Here is a 26,443-nt window from a genome sequence, read left to right as displayed (position 1 = left end):
TCCGGTCGTCATGAGGGGGTACGTCCCGCCGATCCCGGTGGGGCGTACCCCCGTCGCTCGTCGGCCCCCGGCGGGCCGTGGGATTTCGAGGAGGACAGAGATGACCGACGTCCGGTCAGCGGACCCGGCGGTGGCGGAACCCGCGCCGCCGAGTGCCGGCCCCGAGGCGGGGCGCACGGGTCGAGGTGCCGGCCTGCGGGCCGGGGCCGAGGCGGTGCTGCCCGCGGTCGGCATCCTGGTCGCGCTGGCGGCGTGGTGGTTGATCGCCCGACTGGAACTGGTACACCCTGTCGCCCTGCCGCCACCCGGCGAGGTGTTCAGCGCGTTCGTCGAGAAGCCCGCCCAGATGCTGGAACACACCTGGGACACGACGCTGGAGATCCTGACCGGGTTCGCCCTGTCGGTGGTCGCCGGTGTGCTGATCGGGCTCTCGCTGGCCAGTTCCCGCACTGTGGAGCGGATGTTCACGCCGCTGCTGGTCGCTGTGAACGCGGTGCCGAAGATCACGCTCGGCCCGCTGCTGGTGGTGGCGCTCGGCTGGGGTCAGAAGCCGATCCTGACCATGGTGTTCCTGCTCTGCTTCTTCCCGATCGTGCTCTCCACAGCGACCGGGCTGACCACCACGCCGGCCGACCTGGCCGAACTGGTGCGTTCCTGGAACGCCTCCCGTTGGCAGGCGTTCCGTAAGGTGCGCTTCCCGGCCGCGCTGCCGCAGATCTTCGTCGGGCTCAAGGTGGCCATGCCACTGGCCGCGATCGGGGCGGTGATCGGTGAGTTCCAGGCCGGCGAGAGCGGCCTCGGTTACCTCATCACGCAGTACGCCGGCATCGGCGACGCCGCCACCGCCTGGGCGGCGATCATGCTGGTGGCGCTGGTGAGCATCCTGCTCTACTCGGCGCTCCTGCTGATCGAGCGGTTCGCCCTCCCCTGGGTACGAGAAACCACCAGCAGCCGCTGACCAAGGCAGAACAACACAAGATCGACCCCAAGAAACGCGAAGGGCCGGCCCCCACTTGGAGGCCGGCCCGTTCCGTCGAACCCGCAGGCGAGTCAGGTGTGGCCCGAGCGTCTACCCCGCCAGCCGCCAGCGGCCGTTGCGGGCGACCAGCGTGGTGAGCGCCTGCGGCATCAGGCCGCTGTGGTTGTCCGGCGTCATGCGGATCGGGCCGGAGAGGCCGTCCATCTGGGACGTCTCCAGCACGTCCCGGATGCCGTTGCGGTCCACCTTGCCGATCTCACCACCGGCGCGCAGTTCGGCGTCGGCGATCAGCTGGACGGCGTCCGCGGCGAACGACGAGGACCCGTTGTAGCCACCGAAGCGTGCCGTGTAGTCCTGGAACCACTGCCGCCGCGCCGCCTTGGCCGGCGTGGTCGCGATCACGTCGTCGATCACCATGGTCTGCGTGAAAATCAGCGTGGCCTTCTCGGTCGCCTTGGCCGCCGCACCGAGGAAGAGATCCCCGGCCGCCCCCGCGTCGAAGTAGATCGACCCACGGAAGGTGGTCTGCTGGGCGCTGGTGGCGGCCAGTGTGGCCTGCTCCGGCGGGGTCCAGAACACCATCGCGTCGGGCTTGCCCGACGCGAGCTGCTGGACCTGCTGGCTGACGTCGGTGTCGGTGGTCTTGATCCGCTGCTGTCGGAGCGTGATCCTGGCCTTGTCCAGCTCGTTCTTGAGCGCCGTCGCGCCCTCCTGGCCGTAGTTGTCGTCGCTGACCAACATCCCCACCTTACGGATGTTGTTGCGGCGCAGTTCGGTGGTCAGTGCGGCGGCGCTGTCCGGGGCGTTGGGGCCCAGCTTGAACACGTAGCGCCGTTCAGCGGCCGGCGCGGCGATCGCGCCGGAAGCGGCTAGCGCAATGGTGGGAATCCGCTTCTCGTTGATGGTCCCGACCGCCCCGACCGCGCATTCGTTGCAGCCGCCCATGATGATGGCGCTGACCTTCGAATCGCTGCTGAAGTCGACGATGTTGCGAAGTGACTCGGCCGAGTCGGAACGGTTGTCCTTCACCTTCAGGTCGATCTTCCGGCCGTTCAGTGCTCCGGAGGAGTTCAACTGCTCGACCTTGAGTTCGAGGGCTCGCTGGTATGTCCGGCCAACCGTGGCTGCGGCGCCGGAGAGTTCGAGATCGGCAGCGATCACGATCGGACTCGTGTCCTGTTCCGCCTCGCCAAACTGGCAGCCGGTGAGCGTGGTGGCCACTACGGCCGATGCGAGCGCCGCGATGGTCGCGGAGCGGATGGGGCTCAACTCAGTCCTCCAGGTGCGGGCGCGGGCGCTGCCCGGTCACCGCCGCTAATCCGTCCTCAGTGGAGGACGGGATCTCCTCTGCCGTACGGTGTGCGCGAAGCCTGCAAAACCTTGCCAATGGCCGGCGCTGTGGTCAAGCGCGGACCCCGGCAGCACTTTCGGGACGGCCATCCCACATGCTGGGGTAACGCAATGTTTGCAAAAGCTCACTTTGCATACACGCGTGACCACTCTGGAGTTACATGCCCTGTTCAGGGGCTTGCGGAAATGAAGGTATCAGTTGCCCGGATCACGGGATGCGCTCCGTCCGACCGTTTCCTACCTCACTGCGGCTTCCCAAACACGATCATCTCTGATGAAATCGCGGCCGTGCCGCGCGTGGTCCCCTCCGCTTGCGGCATGGCTCGGCGGCTCAGGCGGGGAAGAAACGACGGAGGCGATGTCGTGAGCACCGGACCGACGACCCTGCCCGCGCTCGGCGACAGCGGTCGGCGTGCGCGCCGACGGATGCCGAGACTGCGTGACGCCCGGATCCGGTCCAAGTTGGCGTTGATTCTTGTCGTCCCGGTGGCGGCGGTGATCGCGCTGGCCACGGTCCGCCTGATCTCCGTCGGCGAGGGCGCGTTCGACGCCACCCGGGCCCGGTCGCTGACCGCCCTCTCCGTCGACGTCAGCGCCCTCACCCAGGACCTTCAGGCCGAACGGATGGCCGCGGCCGCCTACCTCGCCGCTCCGCAGCAGCCGGCCGACGCGTACAACCTGCGGGTCCGCCAGACGCAGCAGCAGGTGGACGAGTACCGCGCCGAGCGGGGCCGGATCGGAGACGTGCCGGCCGCCCTGCGGGAGCGGCTGGCCGCCATCGACGACCACCTGGCCACCCTGGACGGCACCCGCCAGGAGGTGCTGGACCGCCGGCAGATGGCGGTCGCCGAGGCGGTGCTCCGCTACGGAGTCATCCTCACCGACCTGGTCTCGTACGGTGACGGCCTGGCCCAGCTGCCCGGCGACGAGAGCCTGTCGGACAGCCGGCGCGCGGTCGCCGCCTTCGCCCGCGCCAAGGCTTCCGTCGCCGAGGAAGAGGCCGTCGCCTTCACCGCGCTGACGGCCGGCCAGCTCGACCCGGAGCAGTTCTCCTCCTTCGTGGCAACGTTGACCGGCCAGCAGGAGGCCCTGGTCGCCTTCTCGCTGGCCGCCGACCCGGTGCAGCGCGCGCTGGTCGACAGCACCGTCTCCGGCGACGCGGTCGGCCTGGCCGATCGCGTGGCCACCGACATCACCCGCTCGGTCGGGCAGCGCCCCCTGGTCACCGCGCAGGACGCCACCGCGGCCATCGGCGCCGTGAACGACCTGATGCGCTGGGCCGAGATCCAACTACAGGACCGACTGCTCCAGCAGGCCGACCAGGCCCGCTCGGACGTCATCCGGCAGGCAGTGGTCGAGTCGATCCTGGTGCTGTTGACCCTGATCATCGCCGTGTCGCTGGCCGTGGTGCTGGCCCGCTCGCTCAACCACTCGCTGCGCCGACTGCGTGAGGGCGCGCTCTCGGTGGCCAACCACGACCTGCCCGACGCCGTGCAGCGGCTGCAGAACATGGGCAGCGTGGGTGACGGCGGGGTGGACGAGATCGTCCGCCAGGTCCGGGACCCCATCCAGCTCAACTCCCGCGACGAGGTCGGTCAGGTGGCGCTGGCCTTCAACGTCGTACACCGGGAGGCGGTGCGGGTCGCCGCCGAGCAGGCGGCACTGCGTACCAGCGTCTCGGCGATGTTCCTCAACCTGGCCCGCCGCAGTCAGACCCTGGTCGACCGGATGATCGGCGAGCTGGACGCGATCGAGCGCGGCGAGGAGGACCCGAAGCGGCTCGCGCAGCTCTTCGAACTGGACCACCTGGCCACCCGAATGCGCCGCAACGACGAGAACCTGCTCGTCCTGGCCGGCGCCGACTCCGGCGCACCGCGTCACGACAACGCGCTCGTGGTGGACGTGCTGCGCGCCGCCCAGTCCGAGGTGGAGCTGTACAACCGCATTGAATTCGGCACCGTGGACACCGACATCTCGGTCGCCGCGAACGCGGTCAACGACGTGGTACGCCTCGTCGCCGAGCTGCTCGACAACGCCACCCGGTTCTCGCCGCCGAACACCACTGTTGTCGCCGACGGTCGCCGGATCCGCGACTACGTGCTGATCCAGATCGAGGACCGCGGGCTCGGCCTCACCGACGACCAGCTCGACTCGCTCAACCGCCGGCTGGCGGCCCCACCGAGCGTGGACGTCGCCGCGTTCCGACTGATGGGTCTGGCCGTGGTGAGTCGGCTCGCCTCCCGCTACGGCATCCGGGTGGAGTTGCGCCGCAACGTCGAGGGCGGCACCGTCGCCCAGGTGACGTTGCCCGCCGCCACAGTGGTGCTCCCCAGCAACCGGGGCCGCGAGCAGGTGCTCACCCGGCCGCGTCAGCCGATGGCCGTGGAGCAGGCGCCGCTCACCCCGGCCGGTCACGCCGAGCAGTTCGCCGGTGCCGCCACGTCGGCGGCGACGCTGCCCGACCAGTGGCGGACCAGCACGCCGACACCCGCCCAGTGGCAGTCGCCGCTGGATTCGCGGGACACCACCCCGGCCGTGCAGGCAGGTGGCTACACCGGTCCGCGCTCGACCATGCCGCCGGCACCTGCCGCCCCGGCACCCGCCGCCCCGCTCCCGCCGGCCCAGCCGGCCTACGGCAACGGCGTTGGCGCCTCGCTGGGCAGCCCGACAGTTGCCTACCCGACCATCGACCCGCTGCCTCGGCGTGGCACCACCCCGGACGCCGCGGACACCGCGGACGGGCGTGGCGCCCAGGGCCTCCCGGTCGGGCCGGTCGCCGGGCCGGGAGCTGTGGCACCGCCGGCCGTTCCGTCGGTGCCCGCCGCACCGGTCAGCACCCGGCCCGACTTCCCCGCCGAGGCTCCGATCTTCCGGGAGATGGAGGCGGTCTGGTTCCGGTCGCACGGCGACGACGCCACCGCGATCTTCACCCGGCCCAACTTCGACGAGCCGCCCGCGCCCGCCGCCACCACCGCTGCGGCCGACCTTGGCCTGCGTATCGGCAACGGCGGCCAGCCGAGCGCCGGGTCGGTGCCGGCCGCGTCGCCGGCCCGACCGAAACTGCCGACCCGTACCCCGGGCAGCTCCGGCACCGACGGGACGGCCACCCCGGGCGCCGACGGCCTCGGCGCCACAATGGACGGGTTCGGGGCACGGCCGTCGGCGCCGCCGACGTACGCCCCGCCCCCGGCCGGTCGGACGGCCCCGGCCCCGGCCCCGGCCCCGGCCCCGGCCGCACCCGCCATCGACCCGGGGGCATGGCGTACGGCAGCGGACGAAGGCTGGTCCCGGGCCAGCCGGGCTGCCGAGCCGGCTCCCGCCGGGACCACCCGCTCCGGACTGCCCAAGCGGGTGCCGCAGCAGCAGCTCGTGCCGGGTGGCATCGAACCGAAGAGCGGCCGGGACCGCAGCCGGCGGACCCCGGATGAAGTACGTGGTCTGCTGTCGGCCTACCACCGCGGTGTGCAGCGCGGTCGGACGGCCGGAACGGACCTGAACAGCACCTCGACCAAGGAGAGCCGATGAACAGGCCAGCTGCCATGCAGGACATGGGTTGGCTGCTCACCAACTTCGCCGACAGCGTGGCGGGAATCGCCCACGTGGTGGCGGTGTCCGCCGACGGGCTGCTGCTCGCGTCCTCCCGGGATCTCCCGGGGGACCGGGCGGACCAGCTCGCCGCGATCACCTCCGGGGTGGTGAGCCTGACCGAGGGCGCGGCCCGGATGTTCAGCGCGGGCGGGGTGTTGCAGACAGTCATCGAGATGGACAGCGGGTATCTCTTCCTGATGTCGATCAGCGACGGCTCCTCGATGGCCGTGCTGGCCGCGCGCAGCTGCGACGTGGGCCAGGTGGGCTACGAGATGGCGCTGCTGGTCGAGCGGGTGGGTGCCGCGCTGGTGCCGCTGCCGCGCGACGCGGTGCGCTCTTAGCACCGGAAGGCGGCGCTCGTTCCGAGCGCCGGACCAGGGACGAGAGGCGGCACAGTCCGGCTCAGCAGGGGACGAGGAGGTGATCGGGAATGGACCAACGACGCGCTGACCCGCGTGGCGCGCTGGTGCGTCCGTACGCGGTCACCCGTGGTCGTACCGAGCCGCGGCAGGACATCGCCCTCGAGGCCGTCCTCACCGCCTCTCTCACCCAGGTCGCCGAGTCCCGCTTCGCCGGGCACGACAAGCACCGCATCGCCACGGTCTGTGAGGGCCGAGCACAGTCGCTGGCGGAGATCGCCGCGTATACCCGGATGCCGCTGGGCGTCGCCCGGGTGTTGGTCGCCGACATGGTGGCCGAGAGCCTGCTGACGTTACACACTGCTGCTCCCGCCGAGGGGTTCGAGGAGCGGATGGAACTGCTTGGAAGGGTGCTAAGTGGACTTCGCAGGCTATGACCCCGCAGGGGGGCGGCCGGGCCGGGGAATCGTCTCCGCGAAGATCGTCGTCGCGGGCGGCTTCGGCGTCGGTAAGACGACACTGGTCGGGGCGATCTCCGAGATCACACCGCTGACCACCGAGGCGTTGATGACCGCGGCGGGTGTCGGCATCGACGATCCGTCCAAGGTGCCGGGCAAGGAGACCACCACGGTCGCCATGGACTTCGGCCGTATCACCATGGCCCAGGACCTGATCCTGTACCTCTTCGGTACACCGGGTCAGACGCGGTTCTGGTTCATGTGGGACGAGATCATCAGAGGGGCGGTGGGTGCCGCCGTGCTGGTGGACACCCGCCGGATCACCGACGCGTTCGCCCCGCTGGACTACTTCGAGAACCGCAACCTGCCGTACGTGGTGGCGCTGAACAAGTTCGACGGCGCACCGCAGTACGAAGCCGAGGAGGTCCGCGAAGCGCTGGCCATCTCACCGCAGGTGCCGCTGGTGATGACCGACGCCCGGCAGCGGGACTCGGTCAAGCAGGTGCTGGTGACTGTGGTCGAGCACGCCATGCTCCGGCTCCAGTCCGAGCAAGGGCGGGGCTTCCCGACGCCGGTCGGCTGAAACGCCGCGTCACGGCCGGCTCGCGACGGCCGGCCGTGACGCGTTCAGTCGACCCGGAGCCGGTAGCCGCGCTTCACCACTGTCTGCACCACGCGGGGCGCGCGCAGGCCGGCCCGTAGCCGGGCGACGGCCATCTCCACGGCGTGCTCGTCCGCGCCCCGGGGCAGCGTCCGCAGCAACGCCGTACGGGACAGCACCCGACCCGGGGACTGGGCCAGCGCCCGCAGCACCGCCATCGGCGCGGGCGCGAGTGGCCGCAGCTCGCCGTCGATCACCGCGGCGTGCCCGCGCAACGTGAGCAGATGCCCGCCGGCCTTGAACGTCACGGTCCGGCGAGGCAGCTCGTCGACGATGGTCCGCACCAGCGCGCCCAAGCGGGCCCGACCGGGCGCGCTCACCGGCACCCCGTGCCGCAGCAGCGGCTCGGCGGTCACCGCGCCGACGCAGCTGGCCAGCACGTCGCCGCGCAACGCGGAGAGCACCGCGTCGGTGCGGTCACCGGCGGCCCGTAGCAACGCCTCGGCCGCCGGCGCCGAGGTGAACGTCACCGCGTCCACCAGCCGGCCGGCGATCAGGTCGATCAGCCGGTGCAGCGGCGCCGGGTCGGTCGGCGGCGCCCACCGGTAGACCGGCACCTCGATGACAGTGGCGCCCGCCGCCTCCAGAGCGAGCGTGCACTCGGGCTGCCGCTCGCCGTGCAGCTGCATGGCGATCACCTGCCCGGCCACGCCGCGCCGCCGCAGGTGGTCGACCACCTCGTCGCAGCTCTCCGAGGCGGGCGACCACTGGTCGTGCAGCCCGGCCGCCCGGATAGCGCCGCGTGCCTTCGGGCCGCGCGCCACCACGTACGAGCTGGCCAGCACGGAGCGCAGCGGCTCGGCCAGGCCCCAGCCCTCGGCCGCCTCCAACCAGCCGCGCATGCCGATGCCGGTGTTGGCCATCAGGATGTCCGGCGGCTGGTCGAGGCAGGCGCGGGTCGCCTCGCGCAGCTCGGTGTCGTCGGACAGCGGCACGATCCGCAGCGCCGGGGCGAGAACCACCCGGGCGCCCCGTCGTTCGAGCAGCGCGGCCAACTCGTCGCGCCGCCGGTCGGCGGTCACCCCGATGGTGAAGCCCGCCAGTTCTTCCCGCATCAAGCCTCCTGTCGCAGCCGCACCTCGACCAGCCCGTTGCGGCACCGTGCGTCGTGTCGGGCCACGGCCACCCCGGGCAGGTCGAGGCAGTGCCCGCTGCGCAGGTCGTACACCTGCTTGTGCAGCGGTGAGGCGACCGTCGGCACTCCGCCACGGCTGCCGACGATGCCCCGGGACAGCACGTACGCCCCGGAGACCGGATCGCGGTTGTCGATCGCGAACAGCTCGTCGGCGGTCCGGAAGAGGGCGATCTGCACCCCGTCGACCAGGGCGGCGACGCCCCGGTCCGGTTCCAACCGGTCGAGCAGGCAGACGGTGGTCCAGGTCAGCGTGAGGGTCTGAGTCATCGCCGTACCTCCGGTAGGCCGAGGGTGACCGGTTGCCGACGGTGACCGTTGGTCGGCTCGGATCCGGTCGGGGACTGGTCGCGTACGGGGATCGGCTGGCCGCGTTCCCGGGTGAAGGTGATCGACGGGTCGGGTACGTCGGGGGCGTTGACGAAGGAGGTGTAGCGGCGCAGCCGATCCGGGTCGTCCAGGACGTCGCGCCACTCGTCGGAGTACGACGACACGTGCCGGGCCATCGCCGCGTCGAGGTCCTCGCAGAGCCCGAGCGAGTCGTCCACGATCACCGAGCGCAGGTGGTCCAGGCCGCCGTCCATGGCCTCGATCCAGCCGGCGGTGCGTTGCAGCCGGTCGGCGGTGCGGATGTAATACATCAAGAATCTATCGATCAGACGAATGAGAGTTTCTGTCGACAGATCAGTGGCGAACAGGTCGGCGTGCCGGGGCCGGAAACCACCGTTGCCGCCGACGTAGAGATTCCAGCCGGTCTCGGTGGCGATGATGCCGAAGTCCTTGCTGCGCGCCTCCGCGCACTCCCGGGCGCAACCGGAGACCGCCGACTTGAGCTTGTGCGGAGCACGCAGCCCGCGATAGCGCAGCTCCAGCGCGACGGCCAGCCCCACCGAGTCCTGCACCCCGTACCGGCACCAGGTCTCGCCCACGCACGACTTCACGGTGCGCAGCGCCTTGCCGTACGCGTGCCCGGACTCGAAGCCGGCGTCGACCAGCCGCCGCCAGATCTGCGGCAGCTGCTCCACCCGCGCCCCGAACAGGTCGATCCGCTGCCCACCGGTGATCTTCGTGTAGAGCTGGAAGTCCCGGGCGACCTCGCCGATCACGATCAGCTTCTCCGGGGTGATCTCGCCGCCCGGGATCCGGGGCACCACCGAGTAGCTGCCGTCGCGTTGCAGGTTGGCCAGGAAGTGGTCGTTGGTGTCCTGCAACGACGCCTGTTCGCCGTCGAGCACGTGCCCGCCGCCCAGCGAGGCGAGGATAGACGCCACCACCGGCTTGCAGATGTCGCAGCCGCGGCCCCGACCGTGCTCGGCGACCAGCCGGGAGAAGGTGCGGATGCCCCGGACGCGGACGATCTCGAACAGCTCCCGCCGGCTGACGTCGAAGTGCTCGCAGAGCGCGCTGGACTGCGCCACCCCGGCCGCGTCCAGGAGCTGCTTCAGCATCGGCACGCAGGAACCACAGCTGGTGCCGGCCCGGGTGCACGCCTTCAACGCCGGCACGTCCGCGCAACCGTCGGCGATGGCGGCGTCCACGTCGCCCCGTGTCACCGCGTTGCAGGAGCAGACCTGTGCGGCGGCGGGCAGCGCCCCGGCGTCCGCGCCGCCGCCGTCGGGGGCGAGCAGCGCCAGCGGCGCGGCCGGCAGCGGGCCGCCCACACTGGCCCGCAGCGTCGGGTACGCGCTGGCGTCACCGACCAGCACCCCGCCGAGCAGTGTGTGCGCGTCGTCGGAGAGGACCAGCTTCGCGTAAACCCGGGTCGCCGGATCGGTGAACGTGACGTCGAGGCAGCCCTCGGTCGTGCCATGGGCGTCGCCGAACGAGGCCACGTCGACGCCGAGCAGCTTGAGTTTGGTGGCGGTGTCCGCGCCGGGGAAGGTCGCCGCGCCGCCGACCAGCCGATCGGCCACCACCTCGGCCGTCGCGTACCCCGGCGCGACCAGACCGTGACAGGTGCCGTCGACCGCCGCGCACTCTCCGACGGCCCAGATCCGCTCGTCGGCGGTACGACAGGTCGCGTCGACCAGCACCCCGCCGCGCGGGCCCAGCGGCAGACCGGCGTCCCGGGCCAACTGGTCCCGGGGCCGGACACCGGCGGCCACCACCACCAGTTCGGTGTCGAGGGCCGTGCCGTCGGAGAGTTCCAGGGCCGCGACGCCGCCGTCTTGGCCGGGTCGGATCGCTGTGGTCGCCACCCCGAGATGGGTTCGTACGCCCAACTCGTCGACGTAGCGGCGGAGCATCGCGCCGCCGGCCTGGTCCACCTGCACCGGCATCAACCGGGGCGCGAACTCGACCACGTCGGTGCTCAGGCCGAGCAGTCGCAGGGCATTCGCGGCCTCCAGACCGAGCAGCCCGCCACCGATCACCGCGCCGACCCGCCGGCCCCGCGCGTACGCCCGGATCGCCGCCAGGTCGTCCAGGGTCCGGTAGACGAAGACCCCGGGCAGCTCCGTGCCGGCCACCGGCGGCACGAACGCGTACGACCCGGTGGCCAGCACCAGCGCGTCGTAGCGGTATTCGCCGCCGGCGGTGGTCACCACCTGCCGGTCCCGGTCGATGGCTGTCGCCGGCTCGCCGAGTCGCAGCCGCACCCCGTCGTGCGGGGTGTGCAGGTTGAGTTCGCTCTCGCTCACCCCGTCGAAGTACGCCGAGAGCCGCACCCGGTCGTACGCTGGGCGCCCCTCCTCGGCCAGCACTGTCACCCGCCAGTTGCCCTGTGGGTCACGGGCGCGCAGCGCGTCCACGAAACGCTGCCCGACCATGCCGTTGCCGATGACGACCAGTTCGCCGCCGCTCATCGCGTCACCTCCACCGATTCCGCCTGGCGCAGCCAGTCGACGATGCCGCTCACCGCGTCCCGGCATCCGCCGCAGCCGGTGCCGGCCCGGGTCGCGGCCACCACCGCCTCGACCGTCCGGGCGCCGGAGCGCCAGCTCCTGACGAGTGCGCCCTTGCTCACCGTGTTGCACTGGCAGACCGTGGCCGAGTCCGGCATCAGCGCCGGTGAGGCGGCCGAGGTCGCGCCGGCCGCGCCGAGTGCCCGGCCGAGCAGCAGCGCCCGGCGGTCACTCGGCACCGGCTGACCCCGGTCGAAGAGTTGGATGACCGTGCCGACCGCCGGGTTGTCGCCGAGCAGGATCGCGCCGATCAGCCGCTCGTCCCGGATCCGCAACCGGGCGTACGTGCCCCGGGTCGGGTCGGCGAAGGTCAACTCCTCGCCCGGCCCGCCACTGGCCGCGTCACCCATCGACGCGAGGTCGATCCCGGCGGCCTTCAGCCGGGTCACCACCGGCCGGGGCCGGTACCGGGCCAGTGGGTCGGTCCCGGTCAGCACGTCCGCGAGCACCTGGGCCTGGGCCCAGGCGGGCGCGACCAGCCCGGTGAGCACGCCGTCGTGCTCGGCGCAGTCCCCGATCGCCGAGATGGACCGGTCGCTGGTGCGCAGCCGGTCGTCCACCACCACGCCGCGCCGCACGGTCAGGCCGACGGCCTGTGCGAGGGCGGTGTCCGGGCGTACGCCGCAGGAGAGCACCAGCAGGTCGGCACGGAGCGATCGGCCGTCGGCCAGGTCGAGGCGGACACCGCTGGCGTCCGCGGCCACGCCGGTCGCCGACACCCCCAGTTGGACGGTGACGCCGAAACCGGCGAGCGTGCCCGCGAGCACCGCGCCGGCAGTCGGGTCCAGTTGCCGTTCCATCAGGTGCTCTCTCGGGTGCACCACAGTGGTGGCCAGCCCCCGGGTGGCCAGCCCTCGGGCGGCCTCCAGACCGAGCAGACCGCCGCCGAGCACCAGCGCGCTGCGGGCGCCGTCCGCCGCGGCGAGGATCCGCCGGCAGTCGTCCAGGGTCCGGAAGGGGACCACCCGCTCCGGCAGGTTCGCCGGGTCGAGGCCGGGCAGTGGCGGCACCACCGCGCGGGCGCCGGTGGCGAGCACCAGGTGGTCGTATCCGATGCGTTCGCCGTCGCTGGTGCGGACCTTCCGGGCGGACCTGTCGACGGCGGTCACCGGTACGCCGCTGCGCAGGTCGACGCCGTGCCCGGCGGCTTCGGTCAGCTCCACGTCCGGCTCGTCGATCCGGCCGGCCAGCAGAGTGGAGAGCAGGATCCGGTTGTACGCGCGGTGCGGCTCGGCCCCGAGCACTGTGACCTTCCGGTCTCCCACCCGGGCGTGCAGCTCACCGGCGAGGCGCGCGCCCGCCATTCCGTTGCCGACGATGACCACCCGGGCGGTCATGCCTTCTCCACCCGTACCGCGCAGATCTTGAACTCGGGCATCCCGGAGATCGGGTCCACCGCGTCGTTGGTCACCGAGTTGGCGCGTCCCGCCCCCGCGTAGTGGAACGGGGCGAAGACGGTGTCGGGTCGGATCCCGGCGCTGAGCCGGGCCGGCGCGCGAAACTCACCTCGGCGCGAGGTGACCCGCACCGGGTCGCCGTCGTCGATGCCCAGCCGGGTGGCCAGGTCGGGGTGCAGTTCGACGAACGCCTCCGGGGCGGCGCGGCGCAGCGCGGCGACCCGTCGGGTCTGGGTGCCCGACTGGTACTGCGCCAGCACCCGACCGGTGGTGAAGTGCAACGGGTACGTGGCGCAGACCTCCTCGGCGGCCGGCCGATGGTCCACGGGGTGGAAGCGGGCCCGGCCGTCCGGGGTGGCGAACTCCTCGGCGAAGAGTCGGGGCGTGTCCGGCCCGTCCTCGGTCGGGCAGGGCCAGTAGACCCCGTCGTCGGCGTCGATCCGGTCCCAGCTGATGCCGGCGTAGTCGGCGGCCCCACCGGCGGAGGCGCGGCGCAGCTCGGCGAAGACGACAGCCGGGTCGGCCGGGAACCGAGCCGCGGCGACGGCGGCCGGTCGCACGGTGGCCGGGTCGGCGTCGGCCGGGTCGGCGTCCGTCGACTCGGTGCCGGCCAGTCGCGCCGCCAGGTCGGAGATGATGGCGAGGTCGGTCCGGACGCCCGGCGGGGGCGGCCGTAGCGCGCGCCGACGCAGCACCCGACCTTCCAGGTTGGTCATGGTGCCGTCCTCCTCGGCCCACTGCGCGGTGGGCAGCACCACGTCCGCCAGCGCGGCCGTCTCGGACAGCAGGAGGTCCGCGACGACCAGCAGGTCGAGGTCGCGCAGCCGACCCTCGATCCGGGCCGCCCGGGGTGCCGAGACCACCGGGTTCGACCCGAACACCAGCAACGCGCGCGGGCCGCCCGGCGTGCCGAGCGAGTCGAGCAGTTGGTAGGCGGGCACTCCCGGGCCGGGCAGTTCGTCGGCCGGCACGCCCCAGACCCCTGCCACGTGCTCCCGGGCCACCGGGTCGTCGATCCGCCGGTAGCCGGGGAGCTGGTCGGCCTTCTGCCCGTGCTCCCGCCCGCCCTGGCCGTTGCCCTGGCCGGTGAGGCAGCCGTACCCCGAACCGTCGCGGCCGGGCAGACCGAGGGCGAGGGCGAGATTGACGTACGCGGTGACGGTGTCCACCCCCTTGGCGTGCTGCTCGGCGCCGCGCGCGGTCAGGATGATCACGCGGTCGCCGGTGCCCAACGCTCGGGCGGTCGCCTCCAGGTCGGCCACCGGCACCCCGGAGAGCTGTTCCGCACGGGCCGGCCACCAGGCGGCGACGCCTCGGCGGACCGCGTCCCATCCGGTGGTGCGGTCGGCCACGTAGGCCCGGTCGACCCAACCCTCGGTGAGGGCGATGTGCAGCAGCGCGTTGGCCACCGCGAGGTCGGTGCCGGGCAGCGGTTGCAGATGCAGGTCGGCTTGGCGGGCGGTGGCGGTGACCCGGGGGTCGATGACGATCAGTCTTCCGCCGTTGCGGCGCTGCTCGGTCAGCCAGCGCACCAGCGGTGGCATGGTCTCCGCCGGGTTCGCTCCGACCAGCAGCAGGGTGTCGGCCCGGCCCAGGTCGGCGAGGGGGAACGGCAGCCCGCGGTCGATTCCGAAGGCGCGCATCCCGGCGGCTGCCGCCGAGGACATGCAGAACCGTCCGTTGTAGTCGATGTGCCGGGTGCGCAGCCCGATCCGGGCGAACTTGCCCAACGCGTACGCCTTCTCGTTGGTCAGGCCACCACCGCCGAAGACGGCGACCGCGTCCCGGCCGGCGTCGTCCTGGACGGCGCGGATGCCGGCGACCACCCGGTCGAGCGCGGTGTCCCAGCTCGCCGGGCGCAGTTCGCCGGTGGCCGGGTCACGCACCAGCGGGGTGGTCAGCCGCTCCGGGTGGTCGAGCAGTTCGGCGGCGGTCCAACCCTTCTGGCAGAGCCCGCCCCGGTTGGTGGGGAACTGGCGCGGGTGGACCGTCACTCCGGCGTCGTCCGCGCGCAGCGTCATCCCGCACTGCAGGGCGCAGTACGGGCAGTGCGTCGCCACTTCCCGGGGCGTCAGCCCCGGTGGAGTCGCCGACCGTGCACCGTCTGTCATGTCGGGAAAGCGTGCCGCCGGGCGGTTTCCGGTCCGGGTCCCTTCTGTTTCGGTCCTGTCAAGTGGGGCTCACACCGCACAGTGGCAGCGAGCGCGTTGGAGGGTGTGAGTCGGAGCCTGTGGAGCTGAATCGTCTACGACATCGGCGGTTGATTCGTTTGCGACATCAGCTCCATAGCGGCAGCGGACCTCACCTCGCGGGGCGGTCCGCGCACGTCGTGGCGGGGCGGTCAGCGCACGTCGTGGCGGTGTGGTCGGCGGGTCACTGACAGCCAGCCGAGGAACCGGGCGTGGACTGCCCGCGGGTCAGGGTGAAGGCCCACCGAGTACAGGTCATGAACTGCGTCCTGCATGTTCGCCGCCAGGTAGAACGCCAGGGCGATCGAATGGCCGTGGAACTCGGTCGCGAGGTGGAGCTGCGCCGGCGCACACGGCCAGGGTGCCGCAGTTACGGCAGAGCCACGCCGGGCGCATCGGCTGGTGCGGGCGGGGTCGGCGGCTCATCGCACACTCACCGGACCGCGCTTCACTGGCGTGGGTGGTCGGGCGCCGGGCCGCCGGGGCGGTCGGGTCCGACCAGATCAGGCCCGCGGGCATCACGAACAGGGACCGGCGCGCGACAGCATCACCATTCACGCCGAGCTGGTAACCGTCGATCCACAACCACCCGTCGTACGTCGGCCAGTCGAGGACGCGAATCACCCGGACGAAGATCGGGCGCAGGAACTGCACGCTCGCCGCCCGGGTCAGGTGCAGCCCGTGCTGCTCACCCGTCGAGATCTTGGACACTTTCCGTTACGTCGGAACGGCAAGTGTCCAAGATCTGCGGCATGCCAAGGGCGGCCCCGACACGAACGTGCCCGCCGGGTCTCGGGTCCCTACCGGTCGCGCCGTCTGATACCACCTTGCGGGCAGTGATGGGACAAGAACAGCCTGTAGCGATATGGTCGCGAGACATTCCGCGTATCCGATGGGGGAAGTCGTGAACGATGCGCTCCGACGGCCCATCGGGGACATCTGGCCGGACACCTCAAGACGCCGCGAGCCAATTTGGTTCCGACCATGGCAGGAGATCGAGCGCGAGGCGATCTCGCTTCGGTCGTTTCAGTCGACAGTGCTTTCCGGCCTGCTTCAGGCCGAGGCCTGTGCACGCGCCGTGCTCGCCGGAGCCGACGTCATCGCCCGCGGCGACGTCGAGCGACACCTGGCCTCACGGCTCGCCCGGCAAAGTACGGAGATGGCGAAGACATGGAACTGACCGGCGCGCGGTGGCGTAAGAGCACCCGCAGCAGCGGCAATGGCGGCGACTGCGTCGAGGTTGCTGACAACCTTCCCGGCGTTGTCCTCGTCCGCGACACCAGAGACCGCGACGGCGGGACGCGGACCTTCGAGCCGGCGGCATGGGCCGGCTTCGTCGACCTGGCGAAGGTGATCGGCCCCGTCGGCTGACCAACGCAGCATCAACTGCCCCCGGAGTCCCTGGAAATCCCACGGAACCGGGGGCGTTTCGTGTGTCCAGGATGAGGTCTGCTCACCCCCGTGACGCTTATAATGTGGGAAAACTGTCTCAAAATTTGGGAGATGGCGATGAGCGTGACGGATGTCTTCGACGCGGTGGCCGGCACCTACGACGAGGCGCGCAGGCGGCTGATCCCCTGCTTCGACGCCTTCTACGGCACCGCCGTCCAGGTGGCCGCGCCGCCGCTGCGCGCCGCGCTCGCCGCCGGGCGTACCCCGGAGGTGTTGGATCTGGGCGCGGGCACCGGCCTGCTCTCCCTGCTGCTGTCCGCCGCGGTGCCCGGCGTCCGGCTGACCCTGGTGGACGGAGCGCCGGCGATGCTCGCCCGCGCCACCGACCAGTTGGACGCGCGGTCGGTGCCACACCGCACGGTCCACGCCGACCTGGCCGACGAGCTGCCGCCGGGCCGGTACGACGCGGTGGTCAGCGCGCTGGCCATCCACCATCTGGACGACGCCGGCAAGCGCGCGCTCTACCGGCGGGCCGCCGCCGCGCTGACGACGGGCGGGGTGTTCGTCAACGCCGAGCAGGTCGCCGGCCCGACCCCGGAGCTGGACCGGCGCTACGACGAGGTGTGGCTGGAGCGGATCACCGAGCTGGGCGCGTCCCCCGACGAGATCGCGGCTTCCCGGGAGCGGATGCGCCACGACCTACCGGCGACGGTGACCGACCAGTGCCGGTGGCTCGCCGAGGCGGGCCTGGTCGACGTCGACTGCTACTTCAAGGAGTGGCGCTTCGCGGTGTTCGGCGGTCGGGCCGGGTAGGACCGCCGGAATGTGCGTTTCGCCGCCCCGGGGCGAGGCGGCACGCGCGGGGATGACTGTTGGTCACACCGGTGGGTAATCTGCTCGGCATGACTGCCAAGGTGACTCTCTCGTTCACGGACGAGACGATCGAGGAGGCGCGGCGGTTCGCCAAGCGCGAGGGGCTGTCGCTCTCCGCGTGGATGGACCAGGCCGCCCGGGAGAAGGCGCTGCGCGAGGTCTTCACCGCGCACGCCGCCGCCGTGGGCCGCGCCAGCCTGGATCTGGAGTCCGCCGCGCTCGCCGACGCCCGCGAGGTGGGCATGGTCAACGACCTGTTCTCCGGCGGACGGCCGCGTGCTGCGTAGGGGTGAGATCTGGCGCATCGAGGGCGCCCGGGAACGCCTCGGTCTCGTGATCAGCTCGGACGTCTACAACTCCACCGACGTGCCCATCGTGATCGTGGTCGAGGTGGTCGAGGAGTCACTCCTGCGGGACTCGCCGCTCGCCGTGTCGATGGGCCGGTACGTGGTGATGCCCGACCGGATCTCCTCGCCCATGAAGAAGTGGTTCACCGCGTGCGTGGACGTCGCCGACACCGAAACCATGCTCCGGGTCGGCCGCGCGCTGCGCATCCTCCAGCAGCTCTGATCATGGCAGCGGCCCTGGCCGCGCGCCTCCGGTGGCGTGCTCACCATCGCCGCCGGCCGGTGGTGCGATCCCCGTTTCCGGCCCGACCCGCGACGGGCACTGCCAGGTAACCGGGCGTTCCTAGCGTTTCACCTCGTCACACCGACGAGGAGGAGCCGCCGTGAGCACGCTCACCAGCACCGTAGTCACCGCCGAGCCGCCTGCCGTCAGCGGTCGCCGGCAACCGCTGCACGACTGGCGCCCCGAGGACCCGGACTTCTGGCAGGCCACCGGCGCGCCGATCGCCCGGCGCAACCTCTGGGTCTCGATCTTCGCGGAGCACGTCGGCTTCTCGGTGTGGAGTCTCTGGTCGGTCACGGTGCTCTTCCTCGGCCCCGCGTACGGCATCGATCCGGCCGGGAAGTTCCTGCTCACCGCCGTGCCGGCCGCGCTGGGCGCGGTGCTGCGGCTGCCGTACACGCTGGCGGTGGCCCGCTTCGGCGGACGACGCTGGACGATCATCAGCGCGCTGCTGTTGCTGGTGCCCGCGGTGCCGATGACGGTGCTGCTGGAGCCCGGCGTGTCCTACACCACCCTGATGGTGCTCGCCTGCCTCACCGGGGTCGGCGGTGGCAACTTCGCCTCCTCAATGACGAACATCAACCTCTTCTACCCGTCTCGCCTCAAGGGGCGGGCGCTCGGGCTCAACGCCGGGGGCGGCAACCTGGGCGTACCCGCCGTGCAGTTGGTCGGCCTGGCGGTCCTCGCCACGGCGGGCGCCGCGTACCCCCGGCTGGTGCCGGCGGTCTACCTGCCGCTGATCGTGCTGGCCGCGCTGGCCGCGGCCCGCTGGTTGGACACGGTGCCCGGGGCGCGCAACGAGCCGGGCGCGTTGCGGGAAGCGGCCCGCGACCCGCACACCTGGGTGATGTCGCTGCTCTACATCGGCACCTTCGGCTCGTTCATCGGCTTCGGTTTCGCCTTCGGTCAGGTGCTCCAGCTCCAGTTCGCCGAGCGGTTCCCCACAGCTGTCGACGCCGCCTGGCTGACCTTCCTGGGCCCGCTGGTCGGATCGCTGATCCGGCCGCTGGGCGGGCACCTCGCCGACCGGTTGGGCGGGGCCCGGGTGACCTTCTGGAACTTCGTGGCGATGGCGGCCGGGGCGAGCACCGTGCTGTACGCGGCGCGGGAGCGTTCGTTCGGGCTCTACCTCGCCGGGTTCCTCGCCCTCTTCGTCTTCTCCGGCGTCGGCAACGGCTCCACGTACAAGATGATCCCGGCGATCTTCCGGGCCCGGTCGGCGGACGCGGTGGCCACCGGTCAGCGTGATCCGGAGGCCGCCGCACGCTGGGCGCGGCGGATGACCGGCGCGTTGATCGGTATCGCGGGCGCGATCGGCGCCTTCGGCGGGGTGCTGGTCAACATCGCGTTCCGCCAGTCGTTCCTCAGCTCGGGCAACGCCGACGCCGCCTACCTGGCCTTCATCGGCTGGTACGCGTTGTGCTTCGCGGTCACCTGGGTGGTCTACCGGCGTCCGAGGGCCGGACGACTCGCCAACGTGTGAGCTGAGCCACCCTCGGCGCGTCGCCGCGCGGGACCGCACCCCCGTTTTGACCTGCGGACGGGGCGCCGGGTATCGTTGCCTGCTGTTGTACGACATCCAGAGGCGTGCCCCATCAGGTACGCTTGGTCGTTCGTGCGCGCTGGTCCGGCCTGCTAGATCTGGTCACCTCGGCGCGCGACCCCAGACCGACGACGAGACAAGGTAGACCTGTGCGTACGTACAGCCCGAAGCCGGGTGAGATCGAGCGTCAGTGGCACGTCATCGACGCCTCTGATGTCGTGCTGGGCCGCCTGGCCACCCACGCCGCCACGTTGCTGCGTGGTAAGCACAAGCCGACTTTCGCGCCGCACGTCGACACGGGCGACTTTGTCGTCATCGTGAACGCGGGCAAGGTTGCGTTGACCGGCAACAAGCGCCAGACCAAGGTCGCTTACCGCCACTCGGGTTACCCGGGTGGTCTGAAGCAGATCGGCTACGACGAGCTGCTGACCAAGCGTCCCGAGCGGGCCATCGAGCTGGCCGTGAAGGGGATGCTCCCGCACAACAAGCTCGGCCGTCAGCTGATCAAGAAGCTGAAGGTCTACGCCGGTGCCGAGCACCCGCACCTCGCGCAGCAGCCGGTGCCGTTCGAGATCAAGCAGATCGCGCAGTGAGCGCGGGCGAAGGAAGCAGCATGACCGACATCATCGAGACCGAGGTCGCCCCGGAAGCCACTGAGGCCCCCGAGGCCACTGAGGCCCCGGCGCCCGTTGCCCGCGCGCCTCGTGGTGACCGGCCGATCCAGACCGTGGGCCGCCGCAAGGAGGCCATCGTCCGGGTCCGCCTCGTCCCGGGCACCGGCAAGATCACCTGTAACGGCCAGGACCTCGAGGCCTACTTCCCGAGCAAGGTGCACCAGCAGCTCATCAAGGACCCGCTGGTCACCGCCGAGAAGCCCGAGCAGTTCGACGTCATCGCGAACCTGCGGGGCGGCGGCACCACCGGCCAGGCCGGTGCGCTGCGGCTGGGCATCGCCCGCGCGCTGATCATCAACGAGCCGGACGACCGCCCGGCCCTGAAGAAGGCCGGCTTCCTCACCCGTGACGCTCGCGTCAAGGAGAGCAAGAAGTACGGCCTCAAGAAGGCCCGTAAGGCTCCCCAGTACTCGAAGCGCTGATCTTTCCCAGCGCGTTGTACTTCTGACGGACGGCCGGTCCGCCTCCCCCTCGTCGGGGGGAGGTGGGTCGGCCGTTTCGCTTTCTCCTCACTGGCAGTGCTCTATCGGAGGTTGGCGGGTATGGGTCGGTTGTTCGGCACGGACGGCGTACGCGGGCGGGCAAACGCGGATCTCACCCCGGAGTTGGCGCTCGCGCTCGCGGTGGCCGCCGCGCACACACTCGCCGAGACGGACCGCAGTCATCCGCCGCTCGCCGTCGTCGGCCGGGACACCCGCGCCAGCGGCGAGATGCTGGAGGCCGCCGTGGTCGCCGGGCTGACCAGCGCCGGCGCCAACGTGGTGCGGGTCGGCGTGCTGCCCACCCCCGCGGTGGCGTTCCTCACCGCCGAGGCCAAGGCCGACCTGGGTGTGATGCTCTCCGCGTCGCACAACCCGATGCCGGACAACGGCATCAAGCTCTTCGCCGCCGGCGGGCACAAGCTGCCCGACGAGATCGAAATGCAGATCGAGGCGGCCGTCGAGACGAACGCCACCACCGCCTGGGACCGGCCGATCGGTGCCGGCGTCGGCCGCGTGCACGACCTGCTCGACGGTGCCGACCACTACGTCCAGCATCTGGTGGGCACCGTTCCGCACCGGCTCGACGGGATCAAGGTCGTGGTCGACTGCGCCAACGGCGCCGCCGCCGAGGTCGCCCCCGTCGCCTACCGGGAGGCCGGCGCGGAGGTCATCGCCATCCACGCGGAGCCCGACGGGCTGAACATCAACGACAACTGTGGCTCCAACCACATCGAGGCGCTGCGCGCCGCCGTTGTCGAACACGGCGCCCACCTGGGCATCGCCCACGACGGCGACGCCGACCGCTGCCTGGCGGTCACCGCCGACGGCGACGAGGTGGACGGCGACCAGGTCATGGCGATCCTCGCGCTGGCCATGCGGGACGCCGGCACACTCACCCAGGACACCCTGGTGGCCACCGTGATGAGCAACCTCGGGCTGCGGCTCGCGATGTCCGCCCAGGGCATCCGCCTGATCGAGACCAAGGTCGGCGACCGGTACGTGCTGGAGGAGCTGCGCGCCTCCGGGCTGGCGCTCGGCGGTGAGCAGAGCGGCCACATCGTCATGCCCGCGCACGCCACCACCGGCGACGGGGTGCTCACCGGCCTGCACCTGATGGCTCGGATGGCGGCCACCGGCCAGTCCCTCGCCGAGCTGGCCTCGGTGGTCACCAAGCTGCCCCAGGTGTTGATCAACGTGCCGGTCGGCGACCGGACCATCGGCGCCGCCGCCCCGGCCGTACGCGCCGAGGTCGAGCGGGCCGAGGCGGAGCTGGGGGAGACCGGTCGCGTGCTGCTGCGCCCGTCGGGCACCGAGCTGCTGGTCCGGGTGATGGTCGAGGCGGCCACCGAGGCGACCGCCCGTGAGGTCGCCGAGCGGATCGCCGAGCTGGTCCGCACCGCGAGCCCGGTCGCCTGAGACCGATTGGACGCCTTGGAGCTGAACCGTCTACGGCATCAGCTCCACAGCCCCCGGGAGTGCCGGGTCGACGTCAGCGGCTCGGGCCCAGAGCGTGCAGCCGGCTGACCGCCTCGGTCAGCACCTCCGGGCGCTTGCAGAAGGCGAACCTGACCAGCCGCCGGCCTGCGTCGACGTCGTCGTAGAAGACCTGGGTGGGCACCGCCACCACACCGCAGCGCTCCGGCAACGAGCGGCAGAACTCCACCCCGTCCCGGCCGCCGAGGGCGGTGATGTCGGCGGTGACGAAGTACGTCCCCTCCGAGTCGAGCACCTCGAACCCGGCGTCGGTCAGACCGCCGACGAGCTGGTCACGCCGCTGCTGGAGACCGTCCCGGAAGCCGGTGTAGTAGTCGTCGGGCAGGGCCAGCGCCACGGCCACCGCCGGTTGCAGCGGCGCGGCGTTGACATAGGAGAGGAACTGCTTCACCCGGAGCACCGCCGAGACCAGCGCCGCCGGGCCGCTCGCCCAGCCGACCTTCCACCCCGTGCAGGAGAACGTCTTGCCGGCCGACGAGATGCGCAGCGTCCGCTCCCGCATCCCGGGCAGGCTGGCCAGCGGCACGTGCGGGCTCGCCGCGTCCGTGAAGACCAGGTGCTCGTACACCTCGTCGGTGACCGCGTACGCGCCGAACTCCTGGCACAACTCGGCGACCTGCGCCAACTCGGCCGGGGTGAAGACCTTCCCGGTCGGATTGTGCGGTGAGTTCAGCAGCACCAGCCGGGTGCGCGGGCCGAACGCCGCACGCAACGCCGCCGGGTCGAAGGCGTACCGGCCGTCGGCCGAGGGGCGCAGCGTCACCGGCCGGCGGACCGCGCCGGCCAACGCGATCGAGGCGGCGTACGAGTCGTAGTACGGCTCGAAGCAGACCACCTCGTCGCCCGGTTCGCAGAGAGCGAGGATGCTCGCCGCGACCGCCTCGGTCGCGCCCGCCGTGATCACGATCTCGCCGTCCGGGTCGTACGCCAGGTCGTGGAACCGCCGCTGGTGCGCCGCGACGGCCGCGCGCAGGGCGGGGATCCCCGGGCCGGGCGGGTACTGGTTCTGCCCGTTGCGCAACGCCTCGGCGGCGGCGGCCAGCATCTCCGGTGGACCGTCTGTGTCGGGGAAGCCCTGGCCGAGGTTGACCGCGCCGGTGCGTACGGCGAGGGCGGACATCTCGGCGAAGATCGTCGTGCCGAACGGCCGCATCCGGGCCACCAGCGGGTCGACATCGGTGCTCGTCGTCACCTGCGCCAGCCTACGGCCACCCGCCGCCCGAACCCCAGCCCTGTTCGGCCTCAGTCGACCCGGCAGGTGGTCCGCCAGTACCCCCGTACCTTGTCGACGACGGGTTTGCCGGCGCCGGTGACAGTGAGCGTGCAGTCGAGTGGCCCGGGGTGATCGATGTCGGGCCAGGTGGCCTCGACCATCACTCTGCTCTTGCCGTTGGTCCGGATGGTGGTCCGCCAGGGCAACTTCGCGTTGTCGACGTGCATGAGATCGCTCTCGGCGTCGTAGTAGGCGATGTCCGCCGTACCCGAGCCGGTGACCTCGTAGACCACCGTCACGGGTGCCGGCCCTGACGTAGGTCGAGTGATCGGCTTCTTGCTGGGAGTGGGAGACGCGGGGGGCGGCGGCGCGGTGGGTCGCTCGGGGATGAACGGCCCGGCGGTGGGCTCCATCCAGTCGTCGTCGGGAGTGCCGAAGGGTTGCTCGGCGAACGGGTCGGAGTCGTTACCGTCGAGCACCAGGCTGGCCGCGCAGAGGCAGCCGCAGACGGTCAGCACCAGCGCCACCAGGACCGCGATGACGATCCCCACGGCCCGGCCGCTGTGCGTGGCCGGGCTGCCCCCGGGCTGCGGATAGCCGGGGTACGCGTACGGCGGCGGATAGCCGGGCGGCGGTGATCCGGCTGGCGGCGACCACGGTGCGGGCGGTTGGGGCGTCCACTGGGTCGCGGGCGGAGGAGGTGCCCACGGCGCGGCCGGCGGCGCAGGTGTCCACGGTGCCGGTGTCCAAGTTGCCGGCGGTGCCGGTGCCCACGGTGCCGGCGGTGCCCAGGGCTGACCCGGGGCCAGCGGGTCGGGTGCCGGGAACGCAGCCGAGGGCGGCGCCGTCGGATCCGGTGCCGGAGCGCCAGTGCTCGGCGAGTACGGCTCGGCCGGCGACCCCGACGCGCCACCAGCTGACGGGTCCGGTGAGGCGGAGGGGGACGGATCGGGCGGGGGCGCGTCGGACATGGCTGCTCCGGGCGGGAGTGGGTATGGGACGAACGAGCCGAGGACGGGCGCGCCGAACCCGCCGAGAGACTGTCGTACCCGAAGGCGTGCCGCAACCCCGTCGTTCCGGACGGACCAGGGGTGGGCGGCGAAGCTCGTCCCGGTTGCGACCCCTCCACCACCGATCGCTCAGATTCCGTGATTGATAACCCGACTTTCGAGCACCCATCATGAGTGAAACTGGGTTAGGCTGCGGGCCATGTGTGGAATCGTGGGATACGCGGGCGCGCGCCCTGCACTCGGCATCGTCCTCGACGGGCTGCGGCGGCTGGAATACCGCGGCTACGACTCGGCAGGCGTCGCTATCGTCTGCGCCGACCAGCTGCTGACCGAGAAGAAGGCCGGCAAGCTGGCCAACCTGGAGAAGGTGCTGTCCGAGCGGGCCGCCGACGACCCGACCTCCTGCGCGGCCAGCCCGATCGGCATCGGTGACGGCACCACCGGCATCGGGCACACCCGGTGGGCCACCCACGGCGGCCCGACCGACCGCAACGCCCACCCACACGTCGCCCCCGACGGGCGGGTCGCGGTGATCCACAACGGCATCATCGAGAACTTCGCCAAGCTCCGCGCCGAGCTGGAGGCCGACGGCGTCCAGTTCACCAGCGACACCGACACCGAGTGCGCCGCGCACCTGCTCGCCGCCGCGCTGGCCGACCTGCGCGCCGCCGGCCAGCCGGACAGCCCGCAGCTGCTCGCCGCCGGCATGCGCGTTGTCTGCCAGCGACTGGAGGGCGCGTTCACACTGCTCGCTGTGGACGCCGCCGTGCCCGGTGCGGTCGTCGGCGCCCGGCGCAACTCGCCGCTGGTGGTCGGCCGCGGCGACGGGGAGAACTACCTGGCCAGCGACGTGGCCGCGTTCATCGAGCACACCCGGGAAGCGGTCGAGCTGGGCCAGGACCAGATCGTGCTGATCACCGGTGACAGCATCGAGATCACCGACTTCGAGGGCCAGCCCGCCGCCGGCAAGGACTTCCACATCGACTGGGACTCCTCGGCCGCGGAGAAGGGCGGCTACGACTGGTTCATGCTCAAGGAGATCGAGGAGCAGCCGCAGGCCATCGCCGACACGCTGCTGGGCCGGCTCACCGAGAGCGGTGAGATCGCCCTCGACGAGGTCCGCCTCAGCGACCAGGATCTGCGCGACGTCGACAAGATCTTCATCGTGGCCTGCGGCACGGCGTACCACGCCGGCATGGTCGCCAAGTACGCCATCGAGCACTGGACCCGGATCCCGTGCGAGGTGGAGCTGGCCAGCGAGTTCCGCTACCGCGACCCGGTGCTCGACCGGTCCACGTTGATCGTGGTCATCTCGCAGTCCGGCGAAACCATGGACACCCTGATGGCGCTGCGCCACGCCAAGGAGCAGAAGGCCCGGGTGCTGGCGATCTGCAACACCAACGGCTCGACCATCCCCCGCGAGTCCGACGCCGTGCTCTACACCCACGGTGGGCCGGAGATCGCCGTCGCCTCCACCAAGGCGTTCCTCACCCAGGTCGTCGCCTGCTACCTGATCGGCCTGCACCTGGCCCAGGTGCGCGGGATCAAGTTCGCCGACGAGGTGGGCGCGGTGGTCGCGCAGTTGCAGGAGATTCCCGGCAAGCTGCGTGAGCTGCTCGACCGGATCGAGCCCGTCCGCGAGCTGGCCCGGGAGCTGAAGTCCGAGCCGACAGTGCTGTTCATCGGCCGGCACGTCGGTTACCCGGTGGCCCTCGAGGGCGCGCTGAAGCTCAAGGAGTTGGCGTACATGCACGCCGAGGGCTTCGCCGCCGGTGAGCTGAAGCACGGCCCGATCGCCCTGATCGACAAGGGCACCCCGGTGATCTGCGTGGTGCCCTCCCCGGTGGGCCGGGGCATGCTGCACGACAAGGTCGTCTCCAACATCCAGGAGGTCCGGGCGCGGGGCGCGCGGACCATCGTGATCGCGGAAGAGGGCGACGAGGCGGTCGTCCGGTACGCCGACCACCTGATCTACGTGCCGCGTACGCCCACCCTGCTGGCCCCGCTCGTCACCACTGTGCCGTTGCAGGTGCTCGCCGCCGAGATCGCCGCCGCCCGGGGGCACGACGTGGACCAGCCCCGCAACCTGGCCAAGTCCGTCACCGTCGAGTAAGCC

The 26,443-nt window shown here is 71.7% G+C and carries 22 protein-coding genes and 2 pseudogenes; 15 read left to right on the top strand and 9 right to left on the bottom strand.

From position 1 onward, the window contains the following. Positions 1-100 precede the first annotated feature (100 nt). Complete coding sequence (locus ABZS40_RS17685) at positions 101-958, top strand: ABC transporter permease (RefSeq protein WP_354944306.1); 858 nt, start codon at positions 101-103, stop codon at positions 956-958. Between the two features lie 111 nt (positions 959-1,069). On the opposite strand, the gene ABZS40_RS17680 is transcribed toward ABZS40_RS17685, so the two are convergent. After that, positions 1,070-2,248: an ABC transporter substrate-binding protein gene (locus ABZS40_RS17680; RefSeq protein ID WP_354944305.1), complete on the bottom strand. Its 1,179-nt coding sequence runs from the start codon at positions 2,246-2,248 to the stop codon at positions 1,070-1,072. Positions 2,249-2,692: 444 nt separating this feature from the next. Between ABZS40_RS17680 and ABZS40_RS17675 the strand changes: the two genes are divergently transcribed. From ABZS40_RS17675 to ABZS40_RS17660, 4 genes are all read left to right on the top strand, one after another. Beyond that, a complete protein-coding gene (locus tag ABZS40_RS17675) occupies positions 2,693-5,854 on the top strand; it encodes a nitrate- and nitrite sensing domain-containing protein (RefSeq protein ID WP_354944304.1) in 3,162 nt (1,053 codons plus the stop codon). Then, positions 5,851-6,258 (top strand): roadblock/LC7 domain-containing protein, encoded by a 408-nt coding sequence (locus ABZS40_RS17670; RefSeq protein ID WP_007465177.1) that lies wholly within the window; start codon positions 5,851-5,853, stop codon positions 6,256-6,258. The genes ABZS40_RS17675 and ABZS40_RS17670 overlap by 4 nt, the downstream gene beginning before the upstream one ends. Before the next feature lie 89 nt (positions 6,259-6,347). Continuing rightward, complete coding sequence (locus tag ABZS40_RS17665) at positions 6,348-6,713, top strand: DUF742 domain-containing protein (protein WP_124778091.1); 366 nt, start codon at positions 6,348-6,350, stop codon at positions 6,711-6,713. Next, positions 6,694-7,317 carry an ATP/GTP-binding protein gene (locus ABZS40_RS17660; RefSeq protein WP_354944303.1) on the top strand — a complete coding sequence of 208 codons (624 nt, stop codon included), beginning with the start codon at positions 6,694-6,696 and terminating at the stop codon, positions 7,315-7,317. The genes ABZS40_RS17665 and ABZS40_RS17660 overlap by 20 nt, the downstream gene beginning before the upstream one ends. A 44-nt stretch (positions 7,318-7,361) precedes the next feature. Here the strand turns inward: ABZS40_RS17660 and ABZS40_RS17655 are convergent, their stop codons facing one another. From ABZS40_RS17655 to ABZS40_RS17630, 6 genes and pseudogenes are all read right to left on the bottom strand, one after another. After that, positions 7,362-8,450 (bottom strand): uroporphyrinogen-III synthase, encoded by a 1,089-nt coding sequence (locus tag ABZS40_RS17655; protein ID WP_327033960.1) that lies wholly within the window; start codon positions 8,448-8,450, stop codon positions 7,362-7,364. After that, positions 8,450-8,797, bottom strand: coding sequence for a nitrite reductase small subunit NirD (gene nirD, locus ABZS40_RS17650; protein WP_354944302.1), 348 nt, complete (start codon positions 8,795-8,797; stop codon positions 8,450-8,452). The genes ABZS40_RS17655 and nirD overlap by 1 nt, the downstream gene beginning before the upstream one ends. Continuing rightward, a complete protein-coding gene (gene nirB / locus ABZS40_RS17645) occupies positions 8,794-11,331 on the bottom strand; it encodes a nitrite reductase large subunit NirB (RefSeq protein WP_354944301.1) in 2,538 nt (845 codons plus the stop codon). Before nirB ends, nirD begins: the two co-directional genes overlap by 4 nt. Further along, a complete protein-coding gene (locus ABZS40_RS17640; protein WP_354944300.1) occupies positions 11,328-12,767 on the bottom strand; it encodes an FAD-dependent oxidoreductase in 1,440 nt (479 codons plus the stop codon). The genes nirB and ABZS40_RS17640 overlap by 4 nt, the downstream gene beginning before the upstream one ends. After that, entirely contained in the window at positions 12,764-14,938 is a 2,175-nt protein-coding gene (locus tag ABZS40_RS17635) for a molybdopterin oxidoreductase family protein (RefSeq protein WP_354944299.1), read from the bottom strand. Before ABZS40_RS17635 ends, ABZS40_RS17640 begins: the two co-directional genes overlap by 4 nt. A 597-nt stretch (positions 14,939-15,535) precedes the next feature. Further along, positions 15,536-15,718, bottom strand: a pseudogene (locus ABZS40_RS17630) (hypothetical protein); the annotation flags it as partial. Positions 15,719-15,908: 190 nt separating this feature from the next. Here ABZS40_RS17630 and ABZS40_RS17625 point away from each other — a divergent pair. From ABZS40_RS17625 to glmM, 9 genes and pseudogenes are all read left to right on the top strand, one after another. After that, positions 15,909-16,169: pseudogene (locus tag ABZS40_RS17625) on the top strand (Scr1 family TA system antitoxin-like transcriptional regulator); the annotation flags it as partial. Positions 16,170-16,186: 17 nt separating this feature from the next. Continuing rightward, a complete protein-coding gene (locus ABZS40_RS17620) occupies positions 16,187-16,387 on the top strand; it encodes a DUF397 domain-containing protein (protein WP_354944298.1) in 201 nt (66 codons plus the stop codon). Positions 16,388-16,525: 138 nt separating this feature from the next. Then, positions 16,526-17,221 carry a methyltransferase domain-containing protein gene (locus ABZS40_RS17615; RefSeq protein WP_354944297.1) on the top strand — a complete coding sequence of 232 codons (696 nt, stop codon included), beginning with the start codon at positions 16,526-16,528 and terminating at the stop codon, positions 17,219-17,221. An 89-nt stretch (positions 17,222-17,310) separates the two neighbouring features. Then, positions 17,311-17,568, top strand: a complete 258-nt coding sequence (locus ABZS40_RS17610) for a DUF6364 family protein (RefSeq protein ID WP_091403518.1) — start codon at positions 17,311-17,313, stop codon at positions 17,566-17,568. Beyond that, entirely contained in the window at positions 17,558-17,851 is a 294-nt protein-coding gene (locus ABZS40_RS17605) for a hypothetical protein (protein ID WP_112676883.1), read from the top strand. The genes ABZS40_RS17610 and ABZS40_RS17605 overlap by 11 nt, the downstream gene beginning before the upstream one ends. 160 nt (positions 17,852-18,011) lie before the next feature. Then, positions 18,012-19,394, top strand: a complete 1,383-nt coding sequence (locus tag ABZS40_RS17600; RefSeq protein ID WP_354944296.1) for a nitrate/nitrite transporter — start codon at positions 18,012-18,014, stop codon at positions 19,392-19,394. 209 nt (positions 19,395-19,603) lie between these two features. Then, a complete protein-coding gene (gene rplM, locus ABZS40_RS17595; RefSeq protein WP_053653864.1) occupies positions 19,604-20,047 on the top strand; it encodes a 50S ribosomal protein L13 in 444 nt (147 codons plus the stop codon). Positions 20,048-20,067: 20 nt separating this feature from the next. Next, positions 20,068-20,550, top strand: a complete 483-nt coding sequence (rpsI, locus tag ABZS40_RS17590) for a 30S ribosomal protein S9 (RefSeq protein ID WP_238687804.1) — start codon at positions 20,068-20,070, stop codon at positions 20,548-20,550. Between the two features lie 120 nt (positions 20,551-20,670). Next, positions 20,671-22,026 carry a phosphoglucosamine mutase gene (gene glmM, locus ABZS40_RS17585; RefSeq protein ID WP_354944295.1) on the top strand — a complete coding sequence of 452 codons (1,356 nt, stop codon included), beginning with the start codon at positions 20,671-20,673 and terminating at the stop codon, positions 22,024-22,026. A 73-nt stretch (positions 22,027-22,099) separates the two neighbouring features. Here the strand turns inward: glmM and ABZS40_RS17580 are convergent, their stop codons facing one another. Both ABZS40_RS17580 and ABZS40_RS17575 read right to left on the bottom strand, forming a co-directional pair. Further along, complete coding sequence (locus ABZS40_RS17580; RefSeq protein WP_354944294.1) at positions 22,100-23,296, bottom strand: pyridoxal phosphate-dependent aminotransferase; 1,197 nt, start codon at positions 23,294-23,296, stop codon at positions 22,100-22,102. A 50-nt stretch (positions 23,297-23,346) separates the two neighbouring features. Beyond that, on the bottom strand, positions 23,347-23,868 hold the full coding sequence (locus tag ABZS40_RS17575) for an MmpS family transport accessory protein (protein ID WP_354944293.1): 522 nt from the start codon (positions 23,866-23,868) through the stop codon (positions 23,347-23,349). A gap of 658 nt (positions 23,869-24,526) precedes the next feature. On the opposite strand from ABZS40_RS17575, the gene glmS reads away from it, so the two are divergent. Beyond that, entirely contained in the window at positions 24,527-26,440 is a 1,914-nt protein-coding gene (glmS, locus tag ABZS40_RS17570) for a glutamine--fructose-6-phosphate transaminase (isomerizing) (RefSeq protein ID WP_354944292.1), read from the top strand. Positions 26,441-26,443: the final 3 nt, after the last annotated feature.

Origin of the sequence: Micromonospora sp. NPDC005324, assembly GCF_040607155.1 — a bacterium.
GTDB classification, from domain to species: Bacteria; Actinomycetota; Actinomycetes; order Mycobacteriales; family Micromonosporaceae; genus Micromonospora; species Micromonospora trifolii.
This window is presented reverse-complemented; position numbering and strand designations above follow the sequence as displayed.

Excerpts from the sequence above, each read along its gene's own strand:
- glmS (WP_354944292.1), top strand. The coding sequence starts at position 24,527 with ATGTGTGGAATCGTGGGATACGCGGGCGCGCGCCCTGCACTCGGCATC.
- ABZS40_RS17685 (WP_354944306.1), top strand. The coding sequence starts at position 101 with ATGACCGACGTCCGGTCAGCGGACCCGGCGGTGGCGGAACCCGCGCCG.
- nirD (WP_354944302.1), bottom strand. The coding sequence starts at position 8,797 with ATGACTCAGACCCTCACGCTGACCTGGACCACCGTCTGCCTGCTCGAC.
- glmM (WP_354944295.1), top strand. The coding sequence starts at position 20,671 with ATGGGTCGGTTGTTCGGCACGGACGGCGTACGCGGGCGGGCAAACGCG.
- ABZS40_RS17620 (WP_354944298.1), top strand. The coding sequence starts at position 16,187 with ATGGAACTGACCGGCGCGCGGTGGCGTAAGAGCACCCGCAGCAGCGGC.
- ABZS40_RS17665 (WP_124778091.1), top strand. The coding sequence starts at position 6,348 with ATGGACCAACGACGCGCTGACCCGCGTGGCGCGCTGGTGCGTCCGTAC.
- rpsI (WP_238687804.1), top strand. The coding sequence starts at position 20,068 with ATGACCGACATCATCGAGACCGAGGTCGCCCCGGAAGCCACTGAGGCC.
- ABZS40_RS17615 (WP_354944297.1), top strand. The coding sequence starts at position 16,526 with ATGAGCGTGACGGATGTCTTCGACGCGGTGGCCGGCACCTACGACGAG.
- nirB (WP_354944301.1), bottom strand. The coding sequence starts at position 11,331 with ATGAGCGGCGGCGAACTGGTCGTCATCGGCAACGGCATGGTCGGGCAG.
- ABZS40_RS17670 (WP_007465177.1), top strand. The coding sequence starts at position 5,851 with ATGAACAGGCCAGCTGCCATGCAGGACATGGGTTGGCTGCTCACCAAC.
- ABZS40_RS17655 (WP_327033960.1), bottom strand. The coding sequence starts at position 8,450 with ATGCGGGAAGAACTGGCGGGCTTCACCATCGGGGTGACCGCCGACCGG.
- ABZS40_RS17635 (WP_354944299.1), bottom strand. The coding sequence starts at position 14,938 with ATGACAGACGGTGCACGGTCGGCGACTCCACCGGGGCTGACGCCCCGG.
- ABZS40_RS17610 (WP_091403518.1), top strand. The coding sequence starts at position 17,311 with ATGACTGCCAAGGTGACTCTCTCGTTCACGGACGAGACGATCGAGGAG.
- ABZS40_RS17640 (WP_354944300.1), bottom strand. The coding sequence starts at position 12,767 with ATGACCGCCCGGGTGGTCATCGTCGGCAACGGAATGGCGGGCGCGCGC.